This window comes from Streptomyces sp. NPDC006261 (assembly GCF_040613515.1).
Classification (GTDB): domain Bacteria; phylum Actinomycetota; class Actinomycetes; order Streptomycetales; family Streptomycetaceae; genus Streptomyces.
Window position 1 is genome coordinate 1 of the sequence record NZ_JBEXSI010000123.1, and the last position, 5,974, is coordinate 5,974.

At 66.6% G+C, this 5,974-nt stretch carries 8 protein-coding genes; 4 read left to right on the forward strand and 4 right to left on the reverse strand.

Annotated elements, in window-relative coordinates:
* The coding region (locus ABZ154_RS34520) for a transposase (protein WP_356838379.1) at positions 1-300 on the forward strand (300 nt) is incomplete at its 5' end.
* On the opposite strand, the gene ABZ154_RS34525 is transcribed toward ABZ154_RS34520, so the two are convergent.
* From ABZ154_RS34525 to ABZ154_RS34535, 3 genes are read right to left on the reverse strand one after another with little or no spacing between them, the layout of a single operon-like run.
* Complete coding sequence (locus ABZ154_RS34525; RefSeq protein ID WP_356838380.1) at positions 221-1,072, reverse strand: IS5 family transposase; 852 nt, start codon at positions 1,070-1,072, stop codon at positions 221-223. The genes ABZ154_RS34520 and ABZ154_RS34525 overlap by 80 nt on opposite strands.
* A gap of 38 nt (positions 1,073-1,110) precedes the next feature.
* On the reverse strand, positions 1,111-1,992 hold the full coding sequence (locus tag ABZ154_RS34530) for a TIGR03620 family F420-dependent LLM class oxidoreductase (RefSeq protein ID WP_356838381.1): 882 nt from the start codon (positions 1,990-1,992) through the stop codon (positions 1,111-1,113).
* A complete protein-coding gene (locus tag ABZ154_RS34535) occupies positions 1,989-2,915 on the reverse strand; it encodes an NmrA/HSCARG family protein (RefSeq protein ID WP_356838383.1) in 927 nt (308 codons plus the stop codon). The genes ABZ154_RS34530 and ABZ154_RS34535 overlap by 4 nt, the downstream gene beginning before the upstream one ends.
* A gap of 160 nt (positions 2,916-3,075) precedes the next feature.
* Here ABZ154_RS34535 and ABZ154_RS34540 point away from each other — a divergent pair, with 160 nt between their 5' ends.
* The gene (locus ABZ154_RS34540; protein WP_356838385.1) at positions 3,076-3,666 is read left to right on the forward strand and encodes a helix-turn-helix domain-containing protein; all 591 of its coding nucleotides are present in this window, start codon (positions 3,076-3,078) and stop codon (positions 3,664-3,666) included.
* A gap of 280 nt (positions 3,667-3,946) precedes the next feature.
* Here ABZ154_RS34540 and ABZ154_RS34545 read toward each other — a convergent pair whose 3' ends face one another.
* The gene (locus ABZ154_RS34545) at positions 3,947-4,237 is read right to left on the reverse strand and encodes a hypothetical protein (protein ID WP_356838386.1); all 291 of its coding nucleotides are present in this window, start codon (positions 4,235-4,237) and stop codon (positions 3,947-3,949) included.
* 133 nt (positions 4,238-4,370) lie between these two features.
* Here ABZ154_RS34545 and ABZ154_RS34550 point away from each other — a divergent pair, with 133 nt between their 5' ends.
* Positions 4,371-5,246, forward strand: a complete 876-nt coding sequence (locus tag ABZ154_RS34550) for a hypothetical protein (protein WP_356838387.1) — start codon at positions 4,371-4,373, stop codon at positions 5,244-5,246.
* A gap of 331 nt (positions 5,247-5,577) precedes the next feature.
* Positions 5,578-5,832 carry a hypothetical protein gene (locus tag ABZ154_RS34555; RefSeq protein ID WP_356838388.1) on the forward strand — a complete coding sequence of 85 codons (255 nt, stop codon included), beginning with the start codon at positions 5,578-5,580 and terminating at the stop codon, positions 5,830-5,832.
* Positions 5,833-5,974: the final 142 nt, after the last annotated feature.

Here is a 5,974-nt window from a genome sequence, read left to right on the forward strand (position 1 = left end):
GGCAAGACGGTCACCGCCGTCGCTCGGGAACTCGGCATCAGCTCCGAGTCCCTGCGCGGCTGGTACCGCCGGGCCAAGGCCGACCAGGGCGAGGGTGCCCCGGGCGAGCTGACCAGCGCGGAGCGTGAGGAACTGCGTCGGCTGCGCAGAGAGAACCGCGAACAGCAGCAGACAATCGAGATTCTGAAAAAAGCGACCTTAGAGCAACCGAGGATAGGCATCACCCCAGCCGACGTGCAGTTGGGCGGCTCGGCCACCGGTAGAACTTTCTCGCACGTCGAATCAAGGCGCGCACAGTGACGAACGCGGCGGCGAGATATAGGTAGAAGTCGACGACGCGGCCGTCGCGTTCGAAGCAGCGGCGGATTTTGCCGTAGCCGTTCATCCACGATTGGGTGCGTTCAACCACCCAGCGCATGCCGACCTGGATCGGAGCGGGCACGCCCTTGCGGGCGATCTCGCCGATGAGGTCGTGGTCGTCGAGGATCCGGCGGCTGGGCTTGCCGTCGTAGGCGGAATCGAGATGCACGGTGGCATTGATGGGTAGGCTCCCGACCTGGCGCCTGGCTGCGTTGATGGTCGGTTCGAGCAGGACGGAGTCGTGCCGGTTGGCACCGGCTGAGGCCAGACCGAGCGGTATTCCGGCGCCGTCGACCAAGGTGGACCGCTTGAGCCCTTGCTTGGCCCGGTCGACTGGCGATGGCCCTGACTTGTTGCCTTTGCATGGGGCCTTGGTGTGACAGCCGTCGACGGACAACTCGGACAGCTCCAGGCCGATTATCTTGTCGTACGCGGTCAGTGCGATGCGGTGCAGTTCGTGTGCCAGTCCCAGGTTGCTCCACTGCTTGAGCCTGTTGCGGATGGTCCAGTCCGAGCAGTCGGCGGTGGCGACTCGTTCGTAGCCAGAGCCGTGTACCAATGCTTCGACGACCAGCTTGAACACCATCCTGTCTGGCACGCGTCGACGGTGACAGCCCAGCGGATGCGAGGGGTCGAACTCGGGTCGCTCGGGCAGGAGAGCCGAGAACTGCTCCCAGAGAGGCTCAAAGAGAGATGACGGCACGGCAGGCAAGGCATCTCCTCTGCTGCTCGGCGAAAGGGCCGCGCCGTTCAGGGCAGGAGGTGTGCTGCGAGCTCCTGCCACTGCCGTGTGGGCGGGGTGTGGGGCGCGGTGGTGAGGAGGTGGAGGCTGACGTGGTCGGCCCCGGCGGCAAGGTGCTCATGGATACGGCCGGCGATGTCCTCGGCGGTGCCGTGGGCCACGATCGCGTCGACGAGTCGGTCGCCGAGCGAGTCCACGTCCTCGTACCCCAGGTCGCGCAGCAGAGTGCGGCGGTTGGGCAGGGCGGCCGCTGCTGTGGTGCGGGCCATTGCGGTGGTGTGCGAGCGGTCTGGGCCCAGCACGCACAGCTGGGTGACGGCCAGGAGCGCAGTGGGTCCGAGCACGGCTCTGGCCTTGCGTGTGTGCTCGACCGGCATGCCCAACGGGGTTGCACCCCAGGCTCGTTCGGCGGCGAGTGCGAGCATGCCGGGGTCCAGGGCCGCGAGCACCCGGTGTGGCGAGGCTGCCGTGGCGGGCGGCCCGAACGGGGCGGCGTCCAGCGCGTCGAGGTAGGCGCGCATAGTGGGCACTGGGGGGCCGAAGCGGTGGCCGCGGACATCTTCGGCGAGGCTGGGGTGGCTGTCCCACAGACCGAGCAGGAAGCGTCCGGGGAAAGCCTCCTCAAGGGTGCGCTGTGCGGCGGCGGTCGTCACGGCGTCACGCGCGTAGATATCGGTACTGCCGGCTGCCACTACGATCCGCTGGGTCTGTGACAACAGGATCCCGGCCTGTGCCATCGCTTCCCGCCCGGCTGTCTCGGGGAACCACAAGGTGTCGAAGCCGAGATCCTCGATCGTGGTCACGGCCTCGCGGGCACCGGCTGCCGTGCAGTTGTCGAGTTCGCCTGCCCAGATCCCGATGCGCCCGAGGTCGAGCCGCTGGCCGCTCACGCGTCCTGCGCCTCTGCGGGATGGGCCTCCAGGAACGTTGTGATCTGGGCTGCACCGGTTCGCTGCAGCCAGGTGGGGAAGTCCATCGCAGCGGGGTGGATCCGTCGCGTGGCGGTGATGTCGGCGCGGTAGCCGCGTTCGCCCAGCCACTCGTGGGCGAACGCGAACTCCTCGTTGACAGCGCGGATCGTTTCCACCGGGATCTGGGAGTACGGCAGCGGGCGTCCGATGGCCGTCTCGATGTGGGCGGCGATCTGGACCGGGGTAAGTTCGTCGCCGGCCAGAGCCGTCGCCCGCCCGATCCACTCCTGGGGCCGGGAGAAGGCCAGCGCGATGACGACGCCGACGTCGTCCACGGCCATGATCTGCAGCGCAACGTCCGGGGCGATGCCCGAGATCAGGCTGCCGCCTTGCAGGGCGTATTCACCGGTGTAGTTCTCCATGAAGGAGACCGGTCGGAGAATCGTGGCGGGCAGGCCGAGCTTCGCGAGGTGCTGTTCGATCCGCCACTTGCTGATCAGGTTCTGCGGCAACGTCTCACTGTCATGGCGGTCCGCGCCGGCGATCGAACTGAAGACGAGGTGCTTGATGTTGGCGGTTTGTGCGGCCTCGGCGATGTTCATTCCCCAGCGGACCTCGTCCTCGGCGGAGAACTCGGGTGCCGTGCCGGGGGAACCCACCGTGGGCTGGACGCTGAACAGGCCGTAGGCGCCTTCGGCGGCGTCGACGAGAGAGGCGATGTCCTCCATCTCCGCGCGTACGATCTGCGCTCCGGCACTCGCCAGGGCCCTCGCCGGCACCCCCTCAGGATTGCGCGTGAGCGCGCGCACCTGCCAGCCACCGGCGAGCAAATGCCTGGTCACCGCCCGGCCCTGCAGGCCAGTCGCACCTGTCACCACGATGGCCTTGTCCGTCAACTCCACTGTCTCTCCTGGATTTCGCACACACCAGGGAGAACCTCCCTTAAGTGGGGTGGCCCTCCGTTTGGCGCTCGATACAATATGGAGGGCCACCCCGGTTAGCAAGCCGTCAGGAGTTCCCGTGTCCCAAGGGGCCACCGTGCCGCAATCGCCGAAGAGACCCATGCGCGCCGACGCGCGGCGCAACTACGAGCGGATCCTGGCCGCGGCCGGGGCTGTCGTCGCTCAGCACGGTGCCGAAGCCTCTCTGGAGGAGATCGCCCGGCACGCCGGGGTCGGCTCGGCCACACTGCACCGGCACTTCCCTTCCCGGCAGGCGCTGCTGGAGGCCGTCTTCAAAGACCGGGTTGAGACGCTGTGCGCCAAGGCACATGATCTGGCCGTCGAGCCCGACCCGGGCGCCGCGCTCGTCACCTGGCTCCAGGCCGTCGGCGCACACGCCGTGACCAACAGGGGTCTGGGGGCATCCCTTATGCCTGGTGCCGGCGATCCGACTCTGGGGGACACCTGCCACACGATGATCGTGAACGCCGGCAGCGAACTACTCGCGCGCGCTCACCAGGCTCAGGCCGTACGCCCCGACGTCACCATCACCCAGCTACTCAAACTCGTCGGAGCCATCGCGTTGGCCACCGAACACGACCATGACGGCGCAGCCGAAGCTGACCGCCTGCTGACACTCGTCATCGACGGGGTGCACCCGCGCGGGATGCGGGCGAGGGGAACCTCCGACGTGACAGGCGAAGACCAGTAGAGCAATTCCATCGAAATGAGACCCCTGGGCTCGCGCAACCCTCGGGCCCTATCCTCGGTCGCTCTTACGGTGTCTGGGGTTCAAGTTGCAACGGGCTGAGTCCAGGGCGAGCGAAGGCTCAGCCGTGCGACTGAACCCCGATGATGGGGTCAGTTGCTTGTGGAAGCGGTCAGACGCTGGGTCCGGCGCTGCGTTGTCCCACGGGCACCACCACGCCGTTGTTGTTGACGTATCTGCCGAAAGCTTTCTCGGCCTCGCCTCCACCATCGCATTCGCGCCCTCACCGCCGAGGACCGGCTGAGACAACCCCATCAGCATCACCAAATGCCGCATCCAGGGTCCAGAGCAGGGCGAACGGGAGCGGACGGCGCAGCGAGCAGAGACGCACACCGCAGGCGAGGACAGCCGGCGCCAGCAGCGCCAGCGCCAGGGGCACATCCTCCTCATCCGCCCAGACGAGGCCCAGCGCACCGCACAGACAGACCACGGTGGACCTGAGCCACACCCCGTACCGCTCGACGGTCCGGTTCACCAGGCGCTCGCTGTTCCCCACGTGCCCCCCAAGCCGCATGAGGCCGAGGCTAGTTGACTGGCGAACGAACGGGACCGGATGTGGGTCGAACGACCGGCACACCCTGTGACCGGGCCGGGCTAATGTGCCCGTCGAGAACCACACTCAAAGACGGGGAAACGGGGAAACTTTCATGCAGAGAACTCAGAGGCGGTTCACGCTGCTTCTCGCCGCAGCGCTGGCGGGTGTCCTCACCATGCTCGCAGTCGCACCGGCCGGCGCGGCGAGCAAGCCGTCCCGGTCGAACGGGCAAAGCAACCGGGTCATCTTCGTTCACGGGTACGCCCCCTTCGGCAAGCACGACTGCACCAAATACTTCGACACCGCCCGCAAGCACTTCACGAGCAAGAAGTGGAAGGGGAACCTGCTCACCTTCGGCTACTACACGAACAACAAGAAGTGCTCGGCCAATGTCAAGGGTAGCCGCGAGACGCCCATCAAGGACGTGGCCAAGGAGTTCGCGAACTACGTCTCCAGGAACTACACGAAGAAGGGCATCAAGGTCGACGTCGTAGCCCACTCCATGGGCGGTCTCGTCGTCCGCGCCGCTCTGCACTACACCCACAAGGGTGCTGCGGGCTTCCCGAAGAAGCTCTACATCGAGGACGTCGTCACGCTGGGCACCCCGCACGCCGGAGTCACCAAGAGCAGGGCGAAGTTCTGCGGAAAGGCCCGGCAGTGCACGGACATGAAGCCGGGTAGCAGCTTCCTCAAGGCGCTCGGGAGCAAGATGCCGAGTACCACCGATAACGGCAACATGAGCACCGACTGGACCACGATCTCCTCGTACAACGACGAAACCGTCTCCGAGTCCTCCGGCATCGCCGGCACGGCGAACCACGAGGTCCAGTACAAGGCCGGAATCAACCACGGCCAACTCATCACCGCCAAGTCCACAAAGAAGTACAACGGCAGGATCAAGCACTCCGCGAAGTGGTCCAAGTTCCACAAGCGCGTCTCGCCTGTGGAACAGGCGCGCCTGGCGGTCTACTACCACTCCACGACCTGACCTCCGCTGAGACACAGAGCAACGGAAGGTGCGGTCGTCCTATCGAGGGCGACCGCACCTTGATGCGGATCTGAACCTTGGCTCCGACCGGAGTTCCGTGAACCCCGCGGTCGGTTGGCGCATTCGGAGACGAAGCCGGTTCCCGGTGCAACCTCGCGGTGATCCGCCTGAACGCCGACGAGCTCGATGGCGCCGCCGACGCGCTGCGCTCCGTCCTGGACCTGCCGCGGGCCCAGCGCACCCGCGGCATCGTCGTCTCCGCCCAGCCCGCAGCCCGCAGCCCGCAGCCCCGCACGAGCCGAAGGACCTGCTCGCCATCATCGGCTGGATCGTGGACCAGGAGGCCGACGACGACATCGGCGGCTCCTTCCTCGTCGGCGTGGCGGGCACCCGCTCAGACATCGACCTGGTCTGCTACGGCCCCCGCGGCTACGAGGCAGCCCAGAAACTGTTCACCGAGCGGTCACTGATCCACCCGTACGAAGGCGAGACCCTGACCCAGCTGTACCTGCGCCGCGCCAAGTACATGGCCGGGTGTCCAGGGGCGGTTTTTCTGATCAGTGGGTGGTGGGCTGGCCTGGGCTGATCAGTTTGGTGTGGGTGGCGATGGTGTTACGGGTCGAGCTCTCACCGCTAGTGTCCTGAGTCGCTAGTTCGCTTGCGGTTGTAGGGTGGAACGATGCCTGGTCCGAAGCCGTTGCCGCTGGAGCTGTCCGACCATGAACGCC

Coding starts and splice junctions, on each gene's coding strand:
- ABZ154_RS34540 (WP_356838385.1), top strand. CDS start 3,076: ATGCGCGCCGACGCGCGGCGCAACTACGAGCGGATCCTGGCCGCGGCC.
- ABZ154_RS34545 (WP_356838386.1), bottom strand. CDS start 4,237: ATGCGGCTTGGGGGGCACGTGGGGAACAGCGAGCGCCTGGTGAACCGG.
- ABZ154_RS34550 (WP_356838387.1), top strand. CDS start 4,371: ATGCAGAGAACTCAGAGGCGGTTCACGCTGCTTCTCGCCGCAGCGCTG.